The 16,071-nt window shown below is 65.5% G+C and carries 16 protein-coding genes; 8 read left to right on the forward strand and 8 right to left on the reverse strand.

Features of this window, described 5'->3' with window-relative positions:
- The first annotated feature begins 54 nt into the window (after window positions 1–54).
- Entirely contained in the window at window positions 55–1,725 is a 1,671-nt protein-coding gene (locus tag BZL41_RS14245) for a bifunctional diguanylate cyclase/phosphodiesterase (RefSeq protein ID WP_095599897.1), read from the forward strand.
- On the opposite strand, the gene BZL41_RS14250 is transcribed toward BZL41_RS14245, so the two are convergent.
- A complete protein-coding gene (locus tag BZL41_RS14250; protein ID WP_095599898.1) occupies window positions 1,722–3,116 on the reverse strand; it encodes a NorM family multidrug efflux MATE transporter in 1,395 nt (464 codons plus the stop codon). The genes BZL41_RS14245 and BZL41_RS14250 overlap by 4 nt on opposite strands.
- Window positions 3,117–3,255: 139 nt before the next feature.
- Here BZL41_RS14250 and BZL41_RS14255 point away from each other — a divergent pair, with 139 nt between their 5' ends.
- The gene (locus BZL41_RS14255; protein WP_095599899.1) at window positions 3,256–4,179 is read left to right on the forward strand and encodes a LysR substrate-binding domain-containing protein; all 924 of its coding nucleotides are present in this window, start codon (window positions 3,256–3,258) and stop codon (window positions 4,177–4,179) included.
- Between the two features lie 51 nt (window positions 4,180–4,230).
- Window positions 4,231–5,208 (forward strand): SMP-30/gluconolactonase/LRE family protein, encoded by a 978-nt coding sequence (locus BZL41_RS14260; protein ID WP_168191003.1) that lies wholly within the window; start codon window positions 4,231–4,233, stop codon window positions 5,206–5,208.
- 1 nt (window position 5,209) lies between these two features.
- Here the strand turns inward: BZL41_RS14260 and BZL41_RS14265 are convergent, their stop codons facing one another.
- Both BZL41_RS14265 and BZL41_RS14270 read right to left on the reverse strand, forming a co-directional pair.
- A complete protein-coding gene (locus BZL41_RS14265) occupies window positions 5,210–6,703 on the reverse strand; it encodes a YifB family Mg chelatase-like AAA ATPase (RefSeq protein ID WP_095599901.1) in 1,494 nt (497 codons plus the stop codon).
- 36 nt (window positions 6,704–6,739) lie between these two features.
- Window positions 6,740–7,012, reverse strand: coding sequence for an accessory factor UbiK family protein (locus tag BZL41_RS14270; RefSeq protein ID WP_095599902.1), 273 nt, complete (start codon window positions 7,010–7,012; stop codon window positions 6,740–6,742).
- Window positions 7,013–7,419: 407 nt separating this feature from the next.
- Between BZL41_RS14270 and glnK the strand changes: the two genes are divergently transcribed.
- The 5 genes from glnK (at window position 7,420) to sutA (ending at window position 11,453) form a co-directional block, all read left to right on the forward strand.
- Window positions 7,420–7,758 carry a P-II family nitrogen regulator gene (gene glnK / locus BZL41_RS14275; protein WP_003457590.1) on the forward strand — a complete coding sequence of 113 codons (339 nt, stop codon included), beginning with the start codon at window positions 7,420–7,422 and terminating at the stop codon, window positions 7,756–7,758.
- Between the two features lie 32 nt (window positions 7,759–7,790).
- The gene (locus BZL41_RS14280) at window positions 7,791–9,104 is read left to right on the forward strand and encodes an ammonium transporter (RefSeq protein WP_095599903.1); all 1,314 of its coding nucleotides are present in this window, start codon (window positions 7,791–7,793) and stop codon (window positions 9,102–9,104) included.
- A gap of 77 nt (window positions 9,105–9,181) precedes the next feature.
- The gene (locus tag BZL41_RS14285) at window positions 9,182–10,432 is read left to right on the forward strand and encodes an ammonium transporter (protein WP_095599904.1); all 1,251 of its coding nucleotides are present in this window, start codon (window positions 9,182–9,184) and stop codon (window positions 10,430–10,432) included.
- A 94-nt stretch (window positions 10,433–10,526) separates the two neighbouring features.
- On the forward strand, window positions 10,527–10,949 hold the full coding sequence (locus BZL41_RS14290) for a secondary thiamine-phosphate synthase enzyme YjbQ (RefSeq protein WP_095599905.1): 423 nt from the start codon (window positions 10,527–10,529) through the stop codon (window positions 10,947–10,949).
- Between the two features lie 183 nt (window positions 10,950–11,132).
- Window positions 11,133–11,453 (forward strand): transcriptional regulator SutA, encoded by a 321-nt coding sequence (gene sutA / locus BZL41_RS14295; protein ID WP_095599906.1) that lies wholly within the window; start codon window positions 11,133–11,135, stop codon window positions 11,451–11,453.
- 102 nt (window positions 11,454–11,555) lie between these two features.
- Here the strand turns inward: sutA and BZL41_RS14300 are convergent, their stop codons facing one another.
- From BZL41_RS14300 to lysA, 5 genes are all read right to left on the reverse strand, one after another.
- Complete coding sequence (locus tag BZL41_RS14300; protein WP_095599907.1) at window positions 11,556–12,248, reverse strand: HAD family hydrolase; 693 nt, start codon at window positions 12,246–12,248, stop codon at window positions 11,556–11,558.
- Window positions 12,245–13,150 (reverse strand): tyrosine recombinase XerC, encoded by a 906-nt coding sequence (xerC, locus tag BZL41_RS14305; RefSeq protein WP_095599908.1) that lies wholly within the window; start codon window positions 13,148–13,150, stop codon window positions 12,245–12,247. Before xerC ends, BZL41_RS14300 begins: the two co-directional genes overlap by 4 nt.
- A 116-nt stretch (window positions 13,151–13,266) precedes the next feature.
- Entirely contained in the window at window positions 13,267–13,968 is a 702-nt protein-coding gene (locus BZL41_RS14310) for a DUF484 family protein (protein ID WP_095599909.1), read from the reverse strand.
- 13 nt (window positions 13,969–13,981) lie between these two features.
- Window positions 13,982–14,812, reverse strand: a complete 831-nt coding sequence (gene dapF, locus BZL41_RS14315; RefSeq protein ID WP_095599910.1) for a diaminopimelate epimerase — start codon at window positions 14,810–14,812, stop codon at window positions 13,982–13,984.
- A gap of 10 nt (window positions 14,813–14,822) precedes the next feature.
- Window positions 14,823–16,070, reverse strand: a complete 1,248-nt coding sequence (gene lysA / locus BZL41_RS14320; protein WP_095599911.1) for a diaminopimelate decarboxylase — start codon at window positions 16,068–16,070, stop codon at window positions 14,823–14,825.
- Window position 16,071: the final 1 nt, after the last annotated feature.

The following is a 16,071-nucleotide window of genomic DNA, read 5'->3' on the forward strand; positions in this document are numbered from 1 at the left end:
GCTCGCGACGTGCCGCGATGGTCCGCGCGTCCAACCTGACTCGGGGGATTTTCTTTGTCTGCGCTCGTCGAACCTCTGCGCCTGTTGCTCCTGACCGACGATCCCTCCTGGGGCCGCCTGCTCGATCGGTGCCTGGCAACGCTGGGCGCGCCGCCGGTGATCACCGCGCCATCCTGGGATATTGCCAGCAGCCTGTTCGATGAAGCGCCCGAGGGATTGGTGCTGGCCACGCCGGATTACCTGCCCTCCGGCAGCGAGTGTCCCTTGCCGATGGTGGCGCTGCTCGAGGCGGAGCCGGAGTTCTCGCCGGCCGGCGCTTGCGACTGGCTGGTTCGCGGCAGCCTGACCCCCGAACTCCTGCGTCGTTGCCTGCGCTACGCGCGCGAACGCTGCACGCTACAGGGCAGCCTGGACCGCCTCGCCGAACAGGACCCGCTGACCGGCATCGCCAATCGCCAGGGCTTCCACACTCTGCTCGCCGCCCGGTTGGCCGAATGCCCGGAAGGGCTGGTCCTCGGTCATCTCGATCTCGACAACTTCCGTCATGCCAACGATGCCCTCGGCCATCAGGCCGGCGATCACCTGATCCTCCAGGTCGTCGCCCGGATCAAGGCCGAACTGGAGGCTGGCGACCAGTTGGCGCGCCTGGGCAGCGACGAATTCGCCCTGCTGCTCGACGTGCGGCGTGACGGCCAGCGGGCGCAGCGGGTCGCCGAGCGCATCATCGAAGCCCTCGCCGAGCCGTACCGGGTGGATGACGAGAGCCTGCTGATCGGTTGCAGCCTGGGGTTGGCCCACGCCCAGGCCGGGACGGGCGCCGATCCGCTGATGTGGCACGCCCACATCGCCATGCGCCAGGCCAAAAGCCGCCAGGGTTGCACCTTCCATTTCTACGATGCGCGGATCAACCGCCATGCGCGCAGCCTGGCCGATCTCGAAGGCGAGTTGCGCCGCGCGCTGCGCCGCGAAGAGCTGGAGCTGCACTACCAGCCGCGCCTGCACCTGGCGAGCGGTGAGATCGTCGGGCTCGAGGCGCTGGTGCGCTGGCGCCACGCCGAGCGTGGCCTGCTGGGGCCGGACGAGTTCGTGCCGTTGGCCGAGCAGTGCGGCTTGATCGTGCCGCTCGGCTACTGGGTCATCGCTCGTGCCCTGCGTGACATGCAGTGGCTGCGCGGGCGGGGCCTGCCGAGCCTGCATATGGCGGTGAATCTGTCGTTCCGCCAGTTCCAGGACAGCCAGTTGCTGCCCACCCTCAAGCGTCTGATCCGCGAACGCGGCGTCGCCGCCGAGTGGCTGGAATTCGAACTGACCGAAACTGCCGTGATGCGCCGTAGCGACCAGGTGCTGCAAACCATGCAGGCGCTCGGCAAGCTGGGCGTGCGCTTCTCCCTGGACGATTTCGGCACGGGCTTCTCCTCCTTCGTCCACCTCAACAACCTGCCGATCACCCTGTTGAAGATCGACCGCAGCTTCGTCGCCGGCATGGGCGAGCGCCCGGGGAACCGTCAACTGGTGCGCGCCATGATCAGCCTGGCGCACAACCTCGACCTGAAGGTGGTCGCCGAAGGCGTGGAGAATGACGAGCAACTGGAGACGTTGCGGGAATTCGGCTGCGACCAAGTGCAGGGCTATCTGATCAGCAAGGCGCTGCCGATCAACGATCTGGCGCGCTTTCTCATGTTCGGCATCCGTCGTTCGCTGCTGGAAGGCTCGCCAGTCGCTTAAAGCAGTGCGGCCCGCGCGTCGGTAGCGTCGCCGCGCTCCGGATCGAGCAGGCGCGAGGTCTTCCACTCGAAACCCAGGGTCAGGCCGAGCGCCGCACAGGCCAGGCCCAGGGCCAATCCCCACCAGACGCCGGTGGCGCCCCAGCCGAGGGGGAACGCCAGCAGCCAGGCCGCCGGCGCGCCGACCAGCCAATAGCAGGCGAGGCCGACCCAGAAGGTGGTCTTGGCATCCTTCAGGCCACGAATCGCGCCCATGGCGATGGTCTGGGTCCCGTCGAACAGTTCGAACCAGGCCGCCACGGCGAGGAGGGCTACGGCCAGTTCGAAGACATCATGGAACGCCGGATCGGCTCCATCGAGGAACAGGCCGACCACCCAGGCCGGGGCCAGCCAAAACAGCGCCGCGAAGCCGAGCATGCAGGCGGCACCGAAGACAATGCCCAGACGCCCGGCCCGGCGTGCATCGAGCAGGCGTCCCGCGCCATAGTGCTGGCCAATGCGGAAGGTCACGGCGTAGGAAATCCCCACTGGCACCATGAAGGCCACGTAGACCGACTGAATGGCGATCTGGTGCGCCGCCAGTTGGATGCTACCAAGCGCGCCCATGCACAGCGCGGAGAAAGCGAAAAGGCCGGATTCCACCGCATAGGTGCCGCCGATCGGCAGGCCCAGGCGCAGCAATTCGCCCAGGGCCGCGCGCGACGGCCGCCACAGTCCGGCAATCAGTGGATAGACATCGTAAGCGGGATGCCGGGCGATATGCCTGGCCAGCAACAGGGCCATGCCGTTCATCACCAATGCGGTGACCAGGCCGATACCGGCCAGGCCCAGGCGCGGCAGGCCGAACCAACCTTGGATCAGCGCGTAGTTCAGAACCACATTGGCCAGCGCTCCGCCGATGCTGATCGCCATGACCGGGCCGGCACGGCCGATGGCGCTGGTGAAGCCGCGCAGGGTCATGAAGCTGAGGTATCCGGGCAGGGCGAACACCAGGGTGGAGAGGAACTGCATGGCGCCCTCGACGCTGTCCGGCGCCTGGCCGAAACGCAGCAGCAATGGCTGCAGATTCCACAGGAGCAATCCCGCTGCCAGCGCCAGTCCCCAGCCGAGCCACAGCCCTGTCTGTGCCAGGCGCGCGGCGCCCAGCGCATCGCCGGCGCCATGACGGATCGCGACAAGGTTGCCCACCGACGCCAGCACGCCGACGCAGAAGATCGACACGAACGAATAGCTGGCCGCGCCCAGGCCGCCGCCGGCCAGGGCGTCGGGGCCGAGCAGGCCCATCATCACGGTGTCGGTGAAGACCATCAGTACGTGCGCCAACTGGGCCGCGATGAGCGGACCGGCCAGGTGCAGGATGGCCCGGAGTTCGTTGCGAAGGGGTTGTGTCATATGAGTCAGGCTCAGTCATCGAACTTGCCGGCACTCGTTCGGCAGGCAGAGAATGCAGCTTATTCTGGTGGCCGGGCCTGTATTTGCACAAAAGGATAAAAGCGATGCCAGATATGACTGAAACTCATGGGTTGAATCATTGATGCGCCGCCTGCCGCCGCTCTATGCCCTGCGTGCTTTCGAAGCCGCCGCCCGGCACGCCTCCTACACCCGTGCCGCCGAAGAACTGGTCATCACCCAGAGCGCGGTGAGCCGTCACATCCGTACGCTTGAGGAGCACTTCGGCTGCCGGCTGTTCCAGCGCCAGGGTCGCAGCCTGCGGTTGAGCGAGCAGGGCCGTCTGCTGCTGCCTGGGATCAGCGATGGCTTCGATGCCTTGGTGCGGGCCTGCGCAACCTTGGAGGCGGACGACCGCATCCTGCGCCTGAAAGCGCCCTCGACCTTGACCATGCGCTGGCTGCTGGCGCGCCTCAGCCGTTTCCGTCATCTGCATCGGGACATCGAAGTGCAACTGACCAGTGCCTGGATGGATGTGGACAAGGCGGATTTCGCCAATGAGCCCTTTGATTGCGCAGTGTTGCTGTTGGGCGAAGGTGCCGCTCACCCGGACTGGGAAATGACGCTGCTGTTTCGCGAATGGCTGATCCCAGTCTGCGAGCCATCGCTGGCCGCCGAGGAGACCTGGACGGCGGAGCGCCTGGCGCAGTCGGAGTTGCTGCACCCGACACCGGACCGCCGCGACTGGCGCAAATGGCTGCAGCGCATGGGTTTGGGAGAGCAGGTCTCGATCAAGGGTGGGCAAGTGTTCGACACGCTGGAGCTGGGCATGGTTGCGGCAGCGCGAGGGTATGGCGTGTCCATCGGCGACCTGGTGATGATCGCCGAGGACATCGAAGAGGGCCGCATCGGCCTGCCCTGGCCGAGTGCAGTCGCCAGCGGCGAAAGCTACTACCTGGTCTGGCCCAAAGGGCGGAGCGGACACGAGCGGCTGCAGCGGTTGCGCGACTTTCTGATGGCCGAGGTGGCGGCGATGCGCCTGCCAGCGGTGAAGCTGTTGGACTAGATGCGGTGGACTAAGCTCAGGCGACGGAATCCCACGAAAAGGAGTTCACCCATGAGCCCGCATTTCATCGCCTACAGCGAAGCCTTTCACGACGTCACCGGTCCCGATCCACGGTTCTTCACCCTTGTAGAAACCAATGCCCATGAGGGGCCGGTGTATGTGCGAGACGAGAACGCGCTGTACTTCACCACCGTCCCGCAGGACGTCGATGTTCCGCTGCCCGGTTTCCAACGGGTCGATATCAAGCGGGTCTCGCTGGCCGGCGAGACCTTCCCGTTGCCTGCCGAGGCGGTCACGACCGTTCGTGCCAACGCCAACATGGCCAACGGCATGACGCTGGATCTCGAGAGCAACCTGGTGGTTTGCGAGCAAGGCAGCAGGACCGAGCCCGCGCGCATCGCCCGGATGAGCCGGCAGGGCGGTGCGGTGACAACCCTGGTCGACCAATGGCGCGGGCTGCGCTTCAACTCGCCCAACGATGTGGTGGTTAAAAGCGACGGGACGGTGTGGTTCACCGACCCGGGCTACGGTGCCTTGCAGGGCTTCAAGGATGCGCCACTGCTGGGGGATTTCGTCTATCGCTACGACCCGCGCAGCGGGATGCTGTCGGTGGTGGCGGACGGTTTCGACAAACCCAACGGGCTGGCCTTCTCGCCGGACGAGTCGGTGCTCTATGTCACCGACAGCGGCGCGATCCAGGGACCGGGCAGCTACGTGGTCGACCGCCCGCACCATATCCGTGCCTTCGACGTGCGCGACGGTCGCCACCTGGCCAACGAGCGCCTGTTCGCCGTGGTCGCGCCGGGCATCCCCGACGGCATAAAACTGGACACTGCCGGGCGCGTCTACAGCTCGTCGGCCAGCGGTATCCAGGTATTCGAGCCGTGCGGCGACCTCATCGGCGAGATCGTCGCGCCGGGGGTGGCGAACTTCTGCTTCGGCGGCCAGGAGAACGACACGCTGTTCATTCTCGCGGACACCATCATCTGGGCCGCGCGCATCCAGGCGGTGGGTGCGGCGCGGAGCTGAGTCAGCCGAGGTTGGTGCGGTATTGCAACGCTTCGGCCAAGTGGTTTCGACCGATCCGTTCGGCCTGCTCCAGATCGGCGAGGGTGCGCGCCACCTTGAGGATGCGGTGAGCGGCGCGCAGGGACAGGCCGAGGCGCTCGCAGGCGGTTTCCAGCCAGCGCTGGTCGTCTTCGCCGAGGGCGCAGTGCTGGCGCAGGCCGGGCAGATCGAGGAAGGCGTTGGCGCGGCCCTGGCGGCTCAACTGACGCTCCCGTGCCTGGGCCACCTCGCGGGCGGCGCTTGCACTGTCCGGGCCGTCGATGGTGCGGGCATTCAGCACCGTGGCTTCGCGGGCGACCGTCACGTGCAAGTCGATGCGGTCGAGCAGCGGCCCGGAGAGCTTGGCGCGGTAGCGCTGGATCTGGTCGGGCGAGCAGCGACAGCGTCCGCTGGGATCGCCCAGGTAGCCGCAAGGGCAGGGATTCATCGCCGCGACCAATTGGAAGCGGGCTGGGAATCGGACCTTGTCGTGGGCGCGGGCAATCACGATTTCGCCGCTCTCCATGGGCTCGCGCAAGACCTCCAGGACCTTCCGGTCGAACTCGGGCAGTTCATCCAAAAAGAGCACGCCCTGATGCGCCAATGTGATTTCGCCGGGACGCGGGCGACTGCCTCCTCCCACCAGGGCCGGGCCCGATGCGCTGTGGTGAGGTTGGCGGAACGGGCGCTGTGGCCAGGCGTCCAGCGGCGTGTGGCTGGCTACCGAATGGATGGCGGCGACTTCCAGGGCTTCGCGCTCGTCCAACGGCGGTAGCAGGCCGGGCAGGCGGCTGGCCAATAAGGTCTTGCCGGTGCCGGGCGGGCCGCTGAACAGCAGGTTGTGCGATCCGGCGGCGGCCACCAGCAGGGCGCGCTTGGCGGCGCTCTGTCCCTGGACTTCGGCGAGGTCCGGGTAAGGGCGGGTTTGCCGCAGCAGACCTTGCGCCTGGTAGGGCGGCAGGCGCGTATGACCGTTGAAATGCGCGGCCAGCTCCAGCAGGTGATCGGCGGCGATCACTGTCAGGCCGCTGGCGAGGCAGGCTTCCTCGGCGTTGGCCCGCGGCACCACCAGGGTGCGTCCGGCGTCGCGGGCGGCGAGTGCGGCAGGAAGGACGCCCTGGACGGGGCGCAGGGCGCCGGAGAGCGCCAGCTCGCCCAGACATTCGACGCTGTCCAGGCTATCGGGCGGCAACTGGCCGCTGGCGGCAAGAATGCCCAGGGCGATGGCCAGGTCGAAACGCCCACCGTCCTTGGGCAGGTCGGCCGGGGCGAGATTCAATGTGATTCGACGCGGCGGAAATTCGAAGCCGGAGGTGAGGATGGCGCTGCGCACCCTATCCTTGCTTTCCTTGACGGCGGTTTCCGGAAGTCCAACCAGGGCCAGGGAAGGCAGGCCGTTGGCCAGATGGGCTTCGACGGTGACGGCTGGTGCTTCGACACCGACCTGGGCGCGGCTATGGACGATAGCCAGGGACATGCATCGCTCCTTGATCGCATGCCGCCCGGAGGTGCATCACTCGGTGGGCGGCGTGGTTTCCTGGGTAAGCCTCGCTTCCAGTTCGGCGACCTTGGCCTCGAGCGTTTCCAGGCGGGAGCGGGCCCTCGCGAGTACGGCCATCTGGCTGTCGAACTCTTCCCGGCTGACCAGGTCGAGCTTGCTGAAAGCGCTCTGCAGCAAGGCCTTGAACTGGGTTTCGAATTCCTGGCGCGGCAGCGGCGCGTCGCCGTTGAACAGGCGCGAAGCATGGGTGCCGAGGGCATCGAGCAAGGCTTTGGGCGGCAGCATGGCATAGTTCCGTGGATAAAGGCGGCAGTGTATCACGCAGTGGCTATAGTGATTTCCAGTGGCGGGTGTGCACAGTTTTCGAGCAGTAGTGGTTGGCTGTCTGCACCGTTATTGTGCGTTATATGTGGCGCAAAGCCAGGCGTGACGTGGGTCTCAGGCGGCAATCGCTTGAAAATCAAACGGTTGTCCCATCTGGCAAGAATTCTGCTTGGGCCCCGGTGACGCATGCACCGATGCAGTTCCGGTGCACTGGCGAAGCGGGGGGAGGAAGCTTCGCTGGAAGCGATGGTTGAGCACCGAGCGGCCGGACCAGGGCGGTCGGCGCGTTACAAAGCCAGACACTGCGCTTAGACTTGAGCCGGGTTCGTATTCCTGGGGCAAGTCCACCTTACACGGGAGAGAGTTTCATGAAGCTAGTCACTGCCATCATCAAGCCGTTCAAGCTGGACGACGTGCGCGAGTCGCTGTCGGAGATCGGCGTGCAGGGCATCACCGTCACCGAAGTCAAGGGTTTCGGTCGGCAGAAAGGCCATACCGAGCTGTACCGTGGCGCCGAATACGTCGTCGACTTCCTGCCCAAGGTGAAGATCGACGTGGCTATTGCCGACGATCAGCTCGACCGCGTCATCGAGGCCATCACCAAGGCAGCCAACACCGGCAAGATCGGTGACGGCAAGATCTTCGTGGTGAACCTGGAACAGGCTATCCGTATCCGGACCGGCGAAACCGGCACCGACGCGATCTAAAGCCTCCGAACCCCACGCCCCAGGAGTAAACCATGACTCTGCGAAAAATCGCAGGGCTAGGAGCCCTTTTGTCCCTCGTACCGGGCCTTGCCCTGGCCGAGGAACCGACCCTGAACAGTGGCGACACGGCTTGGATGCTGGTCGCGACTGCGTTGGTGCTGTTCATGACCATCCCCGGCCTGGCGTTGTTCTATGCCGGTATGGTGCGTTCCAAGAATGTCCTCTCGGTGCTGATGCAATGCTTCGCCATCACCGGGTTGATCAGTGTCCTGTGGGTGATCTACGGCTACAGCCTGGCGTTCGATACCACGGGCATGGAGCAAGGCGTCACCAATCTCAATTCCTTCATCGGCGGCCTGTCGAAAGCCTTCCTCGCCGGCCTGGGTACCGAGAGCCTGGTGGCCGGCATCCCGGAAAGCGTGTTCATCACCTTTCAGATGACCTTCGCCATCATCACGCCCGCCCTGATCGTCGGTGCCTTCGCCGAGCGCATGAAGTTCTCCGCCATGCTGATCTTCATGGCGGTCTGGTTCACCGTGGTCTATGCACCCATCGCCCACATGGTCTGGAGCGGTGACGGCGCACTGATGTGGGACTGGGGCGTGCTCGATTTCGCCGGCGGCACCGTGGTGCACATCAACGCCGGTATTGCCGGCCTGGTGGCCTGCCTGGTACTGGGCAAGCGCAAGGGGTATCCGACCACCGCCATGGCACCGCACAACCTCGGCTACACCCTGATCGGCGCCAGCATGCTCTGGGTCGGCTGGTTCGGCTTCAACGCGGGCTCCGCGGTGGCCGCCAACGGCACCGCTGGCATGGCCATGCTGGTCACCCAGATCGCCACCGCTACCGCGGCCCTGGCCTGGATGTTCGCCGAGTGGATCACCCACCGCAAACCCAGCGTCCTGGGTATCGCCTCCGGCGCCGTCGCCGGCCTGGTGGCCATCACCCCGGCTTCCGGTACCGCCGGCCCGATGGGGGCGCTGGTGATCGGCCTGGCCGCCGGTGTCATCTGCTTCTTCTGCGCCACCAGCCTGAAACGCAAGCTGGGCTACGACGACTCGCTGGACGTATTCGGTGTGCACGCCGTCGGCGGCATCGTCGGCGCGATCCTGACCGGTGCGTTCGCCGCGCCGTCGCTGGGCGGTTTCGGCGAGGTGGAAAGTATCGCCGGGCAGCTCTGGGTGCAGATCGAAGGCGTGCTGTTCACGGTCATCTACACCGCTGTGGTGACCTTCGTGATCCTGAAGGTGATTGACCTCGTGATGGGCTTGCGTGTCAGCGAAGAGGAGGAGACCGTCGGCCTCGATCTCTCCCTGCACAACGAGCGCGGATACAACCTATAAGTACACGAAGCGCGCCCGGAGCCAACCCGGGCGCCTCAACCGCACGGCGCCGCAAGCGCCAGGGCAAGGGGTAAACCATGGAAAACACCGCTTTGATTCCTTTGCAGTACGCATTGGATACCTTCTACTTTCTGGTTTGCGGCGCGTTGGTGATGTGGATGGCGGCGGGGTTCGCCATGCTCGAAGCCGGCCTGGTGCGGGCCAAGAACACCACCGAGATTCTCACCAAGAACGTGGCGCTGTATGCCGTCGCCTGCGTGATGTACATGCTGGTCGGCTACCACATCATGTACTCCAGCCCGGAAGGCGGCATCCTCCCCAGCATCGGTTTCCTGCTCGGTGACGAGCATGCCGTCGACGTGGTTGCGGCAGGTGGCGAAGACGCGCCGTATTACTCCGCGCGTGCCGACTTCTTCTTCCAAGTGGTGTTCGTCGCCACTGCCATGTCGATCGTTTCCGGCGCCGTCGCTGAGCGCATGAAGCTCTGGACCTTCCTCGCCTTCGCGGTGGTGATGACCGGCTTCATCTACCCGGTGGAAGGCTACTGGAAGTGGGGCTCGGGCTTCCTCAACGCTGCCGGCTTCCTCGACTATGCCGGCTCCGGCGTGGTGCACATGACCGGCGCCGCCGCAGCCCTGGCCGGTGTCCTGCTGCTCGGCCCGCGCAAGGGCAAGTACGGCGCGAACGGCCAGGTCAACGCGATTCCCGGCGCCAACCTGCCGCTGGCCACCCTCGGCACCTTCATCCTGTGGATGGGCTGGTTCGGCTTCAACGGCGGTTCGCAGCTCAAGACCAGTACCATCGAAGACGCCAGCGCCGTGGCCAACGTGTTCGTCAACACCAACATGGCCGCTGCCGGTGGCCTGATCGCCGCGCTGATCGTTGCCCGCATCCTGTTCGGCAAGGCCGACCTGACCATGGCCCTCAACGGTGCCCTGGCCGGTCTGGTGGCGATCACCGCCGAGCCGCTGACCCCGAGCGCCATCCAGGCCACCCTGATCGGCGGCGTCGGTGGCGTGCTAGTAGTGTTCAGCATCCTGGGTCTGGACAAGCTGAAGATCGACGATCCGGTCGGTGCCATCTCGGTTCACGGCGTGGTCGGCATCTGGGGCCTGCTGGCCGTCTGCCTGACCAATGCCGATGCGAGCATCGGTGCCCAGTTGCTGGGGATCGGCTGCATCTTCGCCTGGGTATTCGTCGCCAGCCTGATCGTCTGGGGCATTCTCAAGCTGGTCGTCGGCTTGCGTGTCAGCGAGGAAGAAGAATACGAAGGCGTGGATATCGCCGAATGCGGCATGGAAGCCTATCCGGAATTCACCAAGCAGTGATTCCGCGATAACGTTCAAAGGGCGCTACGGCGCCCTTTGTTTTTTTCGGGGCCGCGCTAGAATGCCGCGCCAGACCTGTGCGGGAGATCCGAACATGTGGCAGCAGAGCCTGATTACCCTGCGTGCGCGCCCTCGCGGTTTTCATCTGATCACCGACGAGCTGGTCGCGGCATTGCCGGAACTGTCTCGTTGCAAGGCGGGTCTGTTACATCTCTGGCTGCAGCACACATCGGCGTCCTTGACCATCAACGAGAACGCCGACGCGGCAGTGCGGCGGGACTTCGAACGATTCTTCAACCGTCTGGTGCCCCAGGGCGCGGAAGGCTACGAACACGATTACGAAGGTCCGGACGACCTGCCGGCGCACTTCAAGGCGAGCCTGCTCGGCTGTCAGTTGAGCTTGCCGGTGAGTGTGGGGCGTCTGGCGCTGGGGACTTGGCAGGGTATCTACCTGGGGGAGCACCGCGATCACGGCGGCGCCCGTCGGGTCCTGGCGACCCTGCATGGCGATTTTTGAGCGGCACCCCCTTCACGGGGCGCCCTGGATCGGGTGGAATGCGACCGTGGCGTCGCTCCGCGGAGCAGTTCCGAAGGTCGCGGCCACTCGATCGGAACGGTTGTTGAAATTTTTCCGGTGGCGCACGTAGCGTGCGCGGCTGGGCTATAACTAACCTGCTTTTCGCAAGTCATGAGGTTGAACATGAGCGACGAAGAACTGGAACAAGACGAGCTGGAAGGGGCTGACGAGGAGGACGGCGAGGAACTGGCCGCCGCTGATGAGGGTGATGCCGAGATCGAGAGCGATGACGAGCGCGTAGCCGCGCCTGGCAAGAAAGCCAAGGCGGCTGTCGAGGTCGACGAATTGCCGAGTATCGAAGCCAAGCAGAAGGAACGTGAAGCGCTGGCCCGGGCGATGGAAGAGTTCCTCGCGCGTGGCGGCAAAGTGCAGGAAGTCGAGCCGAACGTCGTCGCTGACCCGCCGAAAAAGCCGGACAGCAAGTACGGTAGCCGGCCTATCTGAGCACCCGGATGCTGACGAAAGAGCCCGCGCATGACGCGGGCTTTTTCATGCCCGACGTTTATGCCGTCGGTAGCGGATGGCAGTGGTTCGGCCGGGTGACGATCACCAGCCCGACAGCAGTGCCGGCAATTCGGCCAGGCTGCGGATTTCCGCGTCCGGTGCGCGCTCGACCGGCCAGGCCTTGCCCTGCGGGTTGTACCAGATGGCCCGGAGCCCGGCAGCCTGCGCCCCCTGGACGTCGTCGTTGGGATGGTCGCCAATATGGACGGCATACTCGGCCTCCACACCGGCGCGCTTGAGCGCTTCGCGGAAGGGATGGGGATCGGGCTTGCCCACGCCCAGTTCTTCGGCGCAGAGGGCGAACTGAAAATAGTCGGCCAGCCCCAGGCGGCGGACGTCCGCGTTGCCGTTGGTGAGTACGCCGAGGCGGTAGCGATTGGCGAGGACTTCCAGTGTCGGGTGCACTTCGGGGAACAGCGCTACCTTGTGCCGTGCGGCCAGGAAGACCTGGAAACCGCTTTCGGCGAGCGCCATGGCCTCCCGGTGTGGATAGCCGGCGTCTTCGAGGGCATGGAAGAGGATGCGCCGCCGTAGCTCGCTGAGGCGATGCTTCAGGGCGGGCTCCTTTTCCAGCAGGCGGGCGCGGATCGCCCACAGGTGTTCGATGGGTACCGGGCCGAGGCGTGGGGCATACAGGCCGAGCCATTCGCGCAACGCCGCCTCGGCGTTGTTCATCACCGGCGCGACGTCCCAGAGGGTGTCGTCGAGATCGAAGGTGATCAGGTGAATCGTCATTCGGTGCTGTCCTTACTGCGTTTGGCCCGGGGATGGGCGCTGTCATACACCGTCGCCAGGTGCTGGAAGTCCAGGTGCGTGTAAATCTGCGTGGTAGCGATGTCGGCGTGTCCGAGCAGCTCCTGTACGGCACGCAGGTCCTGGGACGATTCCAGCAAATGACTGGCAAAGCTGTGTCGGAGCATGTGCGGGTGCAAGTGCTGGCCCAGTTCGCGCACGCCGGCTTGGCGCACCCGCAACTGCACGGCTCGGGGGCCGAGACGCCGGCCCTGCTGGCTGACGAAAACCGCGCCATCGGCCGGACGGGCGATGGCGCGCAGCGGTAGCCAGGCCTCCAGTGCTTCGCGTGCCTTGCTGCCCACCGGCAGCTCACGCACCTTGTTGCCCTTGCCGCGTACCCGGACCAGCCCCGCGGGTAGGTCCAGGCCATCCAGGTCGAGCCCCACCAGCTCGGAAAGGCGCAAACCGGACGAGTAGAACAGCTCCAGCATGGCCTGGTCGCGGCGGGCGATGAAATCGTCCTCCACGGCGCCTTCCAATAATTGCAGGGCGCGATCGGTGTCCAGCGTGCGTGGCAGGCGGCGCTCGCCCTTGGGGGGGCTCAGACCGGCGGCCGGGTCGTGACGACAGCGGCCTTCGCGTACCAGATACTGATAGAAGCCGCGTACAGCCGAGAGCAGTCGGGCCAGGCTGCGGCTGGACTGGCCGCGCATGTGCAGCTTGGCGACGAAGCGGCGCAGGCGTGGCGTATCGAGCCCGGACCACTCGTCCAGCCCTTCGCTCTCGCAAAACTCCAATATCTTGCGCAGATCGCGGGCATAGCCATCCAGCGTATGCGACGAGACCTGCCGCTCACGGCGCAAGTGTTCGAGATAGGCGTCAAGGTCAGCGGCAAGCTTCAAACTTCAAGCTCCAAGCGAATGGAAGGCAAGCTTCAAGCTTTAAGCCGCAAGCTTCAAGCGGAGCACATCGCTTGTGCTTTTTCTTGCCGCTTGAAGCCTATAGCTTGCCGCTGCTTCTAGCGCACCGAGCGCAGCGGGGTGGCGAAACGCGGAAGAACGCGGGAAAGCACTTCGGCGATATAGCCGAGGAACAAGGTTCCCAAAGAACTCTTGTAGTGCTGCGGATCGGGGCTGCCGATCGCCAGCACGCCGTGCAGCCCTTGGTGGGTGAGGGCGACCACTGCCGCCGAACCCACCTGCGGGCCTTGGTCTTCACCGAAGAGGTACGCCAGCTCATGCGGGCGCAGCACACCGCAGATGGTCTTGCCGCCGGTAAGCAGGCCGCCGATCGCCTGATGCGCGTCGGCGATGCTGACCCAGCGGCCCACCGGCAGGGCCGATTCGCTGAACAGGATCAGGCTGACGAAGGGTACCTGGAACTCATGGCGTAGGCTGTCGTCCACCGCGCTGACGACTTCCTCGAGGCTGGCCGCATCGAGCAGATCGAGGACCAGGCGGCGGGTCTTGTCGAACAGCCGGTCGTTGTCGCGCGCCACGTCCATCAACTGCGACAGACGATGGCGCATCTCGATGTTGCGTTCACGCAGCAGCTTGACCTGGCGCTCCACCAGGGAAACGGCTTCCCCCGGCAGGTGCGGGATGCGCAGTTCCGGGATCAGCTCCTCGTGATCGACGAAGAACTCCGGGTGCAGGCGCAGGTAGGCGGCGACGGTTTCGGAGTCGAGCGTGACGGGCGGGTCCTGGCGCTGGTCGGTCATAAGCGGCTTCCGGTCATAGACGAACCTGTCCTTCATACACGCGGACAGCGGGCCCGGTCATCATAACCGGCTGCCCAGGGCCTGCCCACTCGATGGACAGGCGGCCGCCCGGCAGTTCGATCTGCACCGGCGAATCCATCCAGCCCTGGCGGATCGCGGCGACGGCAGCGGCGCAGGCGCCGGTACCGCAGGCCTGGGTTTCCCCGGCGCCACGTTCCCAGACGCGCAGCTTGGCATGCTGTCGGTCGACTACCTGCAGGAAGCCGACGTTGACGCGCTGCGGGAAACGCGGGTGATGTTCCAGCTTCGGCCCCAGCTCATGCACCGGCGCGCTGGCGACGCTGTCGACGCGCAGTACGGCGTGAGGGTTGCCCATGGAGACCGCCGCCAGTTCGACCTGCTGGCCGTCGACTTCGACCGGATAGCTCAGCGCTTCCGTCTCGGCCTGGAAGGGAACCTGGGCCGGAGCGAGGCGCGGCGCACCCATATCCACGCGGATCTGCCCGTCCGGGCGCACATCCAGTTCGATGATGCCGCTCTTGGTCTCGACGCGGATACGGCGCTTGACGGTCAGTCTCTTGTCCAGCACGAAACGGGCGAAGCAGCGCGCGCCGTTGCCGCATTGCTCCACTTCCGAACCGTCGGAATTGAAGATGCGGTAGCGGAAATCCACGTCCGGGTTGGTTGGCGGCTCGACGATCAGCAACTGGTCGAAGCCGATGCCGGTGTGCCGGTCGCCCCACTGCTTGGCGTGCTTGGGCTGGATGTGCGCGTGCTGGCTGACCAGATCGAGAACCATGAAGTCGTTGCCGAGGCCGTGCATCTTGGTGAAGCGCAATAGCATGGTTGCGGCCTCACTTCGGAAGCAGGCTTTCGCCGGCGTAGAGTTCCTCGAGGGTTTCGCGGCGACGGACTTCGAAGACCTGCGCGCCGTCGACCATCACCTCGGCAGCGCGGCCGCGGGTGTTGTAGTTCGAACTCATGACGAAACCATAGGCGCCGGCCGAGCGAACGGCCAGCAGGTCGCCTTCGGCCAGGGCCAGTTCGCGGTCCTTGGCGAGGAAGTCGCCGGTCTCGCAGATCGGTCCGACCAGATCGTAGCGGCGCGTTTCGCCATCGCGCGGCTGCACGGCGGACACATCCATCCAGGCCTGATAGAGGGCCGGGCGGATCAGGTCGTTCATCGCCGCGTCGATGATGGCGAAATCCTTGTGTTCGGTGTGCTTGAGGTACTCGACACGGGTCAGCAGCACGCCGGCGTTGGCCACGATGAAGCGGCCGGGCTCGAATACCAAGGCAAGGTCGCGGCCCTTGATGCGCTCGCGCACAGCGGCGATGTAGTCGCCGGCCAGCGGTGGCTCTTCATCCTTGTAGCGCACGCCCAGGCCGCCGCCGAGATCCAGGTGGCGGATCTGGATGCCGCGCGCGGCGAGGCGATCGACGAGGACCAGCAGACGATCCAGCGCATCGAGGAACGGCGGCAGGCTGGTGAGCTGCGAGCCGATATGGCAATCGACGCCGAGGATGCGCAGGTTCGGCAGTGCGGCGGCACGGGCGTAGACCGCCTCGGCCTGCTCGATGTCGATGCCGAACTTGTTTTCCTTGAGGCCGGTGGAGATGTAAGGGTGGGTACCGGCATCCACATCCGGGTTGACCCGCAGCGAGATGGACGCGGTGGTGCCCATGTCAGCGGCGACCCGTTGCAGGCGCTCCAGTTCCTCGGTGGATTCGACGTTGAAGCAATGCACGCCGACTTCCAGGGCGCGGCGCATGTCCTCGCGGCTCTTGCCGACGCCGGAGAAGACGATCTTGTCCGGCGCGCCGCCAGCGGCCAGAACGCGCTCCAGTTCGCCACGGGAGACGATATCGAAGCCCGCGCCGAGGCGTGCGAGGACGTTCAGCACACCCAGGTTGGAGTTCGCCTTGACGGCGAAGCAGACCAGGTGCGGCATGCCGGCCAGGGCATCGGCATAGGCGTGGTACTGGGCCTCGATGTGGGCGCGCGAATAAACGTACGTCGGGGTGCCGAAGCGCTCGGCGATGGCGGACAGCGCCACGTCCTCCGCAAACAGCCGGCCGTCGCGATAGGTGAAGGCTTGCATG

It is taken from the genome of Pseudomonas sp. PIC25 (assembly GCF_002286785.1).
Lineage (GTDB): Bacteria > Pseudomonadota > Gammaproteobacteria > Pseudomonadales > Pseudomonadaceae > Pseudomonas_M.

Coding starts and splice junctions, on each gene's coding strand:
- BZL41_RS14250 (WP_095599898.1), bottom strand. CDS start 3,116: ATGACACAACCCCTTCGCAACGAACTCCGGGCCATCCTGCACCTGGCC.
- BZL41_RS14260 (WP_168191003.1), top strand. CDS start 4,231: ATGAGCCCGCATTTCATCGCCTACAGCGAAGCCTTTCACGACGTCACC.
- BZL41_RS14265 (WP_095599901.1), bottom strand. CDS start 6,703: ATGTCCCTGGCTATCGTCCATAGCCGCGCCCAGGTCGGTGTCGAAGCA.
- BZL41_RS14270 (WP_095599902.1), bottom strand. CDS start 7,012: ATGCTGCCGCCCAAAGCCTTGCTCGATGCCCTCGGCACCCATGCTTCG.
- glnK (WP_003457590.1), top strand. CDS start 7,420: ATGAAGCTAGTCACTGCCATCATCAAGCCGTTCAAGCTGGACGACGTG.
- BZL41_RS14280 (WP_095599903.1), top strand. CDS start 7,791: ATGACTCTGCGAAAAATCGCAGGGCTAGGAGCCCTTTTGTCCCTCGTA.
- BZL41_RS14285 (WP_095599904.1), top strand. CDS start 9,182: ATGGAAAACACCGCTTTGATTCCTTTGCAGTACGCATTGGATACCTTC.
- BZL41_RS14290 (WP_095599905.1), top strand. CDS start 10,527: ATGTGGCAGCAGAGCCTGATTACCCTGCGTGCGCGCCCTCGCGGTTTT.
- sutA (WP_095599906.1), top strand. CDS start 11,133: ATGAGCGACGAAGAACTGGAACAAGACGAGCTGGAAGGGGCTGACGAG.
- BZL41_RS14300 (WP_095599907.1), bottom strand. CDS start 12,248: ATGACGATTCACCTGATCACCTTCGATCTCGACGACACCCTCTGGGAC.
- BZL41_RS14310 (WP_095599909.1), bottom strand. CDS start 13,968: ATGACCGACCAGCGCCAGGACCCGCCCGTCACGCTCGACTCCGAAACC.
- dapF (WP_095599910.1), bottom strand. CDS start 14,812: ATGCTATTGCGCTTCACCAAGATGCACGGCCTCGGCAACGACTTCATG.
- lysA (WP_095599911.1), bottom strand. CDS start 16,070: ATGCAAGCCTTCACCTATCGCGACGGCCGGCTGTTTGCGGAGGACGTG.